Genomic DNA, 1,694 nt, shown 5'->3' on the forward strand with positions numbered 1-1,694 from the left:
GCGCTGGGGCATCGTCGCCTTCGCCTCGTCGCTCGACCAGGCCGGCCCGATCGCTCGTGACGTGCGCGATGCCGCGATCCTGCTGAAGTCGATGGCCTCCGTCGATCCGAAGGACACGACGTCGGTCGACATGCCGGTACCGGACTATGAGGCCGCGATCGGCAAGCCGATCAAGGGCATGAAGGTCGGCATTCCCAGGGAGTACCGCGTCGAGGGCATGCCCGAAGAGATCGAAGCGCTGTGGCAGAAGGGCATTGCCTGGCTGAAGGACGCCGGCGCCGAGATCGTCGATATTTCCCTGCCGCATACGAAATACGCGCTGCCCGCCTATTACATCGTGGCGCCCGCCGAGGCTTCGTCCAATCTCGCCCGCTACGATGGCGTCCGCTACGGCTTGCGCGTGCCGGGCAAGGATATCGTCGACATGTATGAGAAGACCCGTGCCGCCGGTTTCGGCCGTGAGGTCAAGCGCCGTATCATGATCGGCACCTATGTGCTGTCGGCCGGCTATTACGACGCCTACTATCTGCAGGCGCAGAAGGTGCGCAATCTGATCAAGCGGGATTTCGAGACTGTCTTCGCCGCCGGCGTCGATGTCATCCTGACCCCGGCAACGCCATCCGCCGCCTTCGGCATCGCCGACGAGGACATGGCTGCCGATCCGGTCAAGATGTACCTGAACGACATCTTCACCGTCACGGTGAACATGGCCGGCCTGCCGGGCATCGCTGTGCCCGCCGGGCTCGACGCCAAGGGTTTGCCGCTCGGGCTTCAGTTGATCGGCCGGCCGTTTGACGAGGAAACCCTGTTCCAGACCGCCGCCGTCATCGAGCAGGCCGCCGGCACATTCCAGCCGGAGAAATGGTGGTAGCATGCCGCCCCCGTCTCGCATTTCCATCGTCGAGACGGAAGACGAACTGCTGATAACCAACCCACCGCGCATCTCGGATTTCAGGATGGGCTTCGTCCTGGTTGGGGCCGCGATCGTTGCCTACACCGGCTACATGGGATTGACCGACACGTCGCCCGCAAACGTCGCCAGCGGCACTCTCGGACTGCTGTCGTTCACTGCGATCATTGCCCTCTTCACCTACTTCCTCGGCAAGGATTTCATGTGGCTGGTGTTCGGCAAGGAAACCCTGCGGCTAACCGACGTGGCAGCCGTGCGCGACGTCAGGGGTTTTGTGCGAAATCGTTCCTCATTGCCTTTGAAAGGGCACCTTGAGGCCGAAATCCTCGACCATACCTATCCAACGGATGAAGCGGGGCTGTCGGAAGTCATCAGGTTGACCAACACCAACGGCGTCCTTGTTTTCGGCAGGGAGTTGAGCCGGCCCGAGGCCGAGGCTGTGACAAGTGCCGTCGAGCATTTCACCGGTCGTGAGAATTCGAGCCAACGATAGGCAGCCAATGTTCTGCTATCTTTCCAAGATCTTCTGGTTCTTCATCCAGCCGCTCAACCTGGCGATCTTCCTGCTGTTGGCGGGACTGCTCGCGGTCACGATCGGGCGCCGACGGTTGGCGGCCGCCGGCAGCGTGCTGGCATTTTTGATCCTTGCACTGTCAGCATGGACGTCGCTCGGCGCCATGATGCTCAATCCGCTGGAAGAGCGTTTCGCGCGCCCGCCGCTGCCGGAAAAGGTCGACGGCATCGTCGTGCTCGGCGGCGGCTTCGAGGGCGCCATCAATCTGGC

Annotated in this window: 2 protein-coding genes and 1 pseudogene; all 3 read left to right on the top strand. The window is 62.3% G+C overall.

Features of this window, described 5'->3' with window-relative positions:
- Positions 1-871 (top strand): amidase family protein (locus EN991_RS35220; protein ID WP_127370452.1); only part of this gene is annotated, 871 nt, incomplete at its 5' end.
- 1 nt (position 872) lies between these two features.
- The gene (locus EN991_RS35225) at positions 873-1,403 is read left to right on the top strand and encodes a hypothetical protein (protein WP_127370453.1); all 531 of its coding nucleotides are present in this window, start codon (positions 873-875) and stop codon (positions 1,401-1,403) included.
- A gap of 7 nt (positions 1,404-1,410) precedes the next feature.
- Positions 1,411-1,694, top strand: a pseudogene (locus EN991_RS35230) (YdcF family protein); the annotation flags it as partial.

This window comes from Mesorhizobium sp. M7A.F.Ca.US.005.03.2.1, from assembly GCF_003997795.1.
GTDB classification, from domain to species: Bacteria; Pseudomonadota; Alphaproteobacteria; order Rhizobiales; family Rhizobiaceae; genus Mesorhizobium; species Mesorhizobium ciceri.

What these genes read in the sequence shown, in the direction of transcription:
- EN991_RS35225 (WP_127370453.1), top strand. Translation starts at nt 873, where the DNA reads ATGCCGCCCCCGTCTCGCATTTCCATCGTCGAGACGGAAGACGAACTG.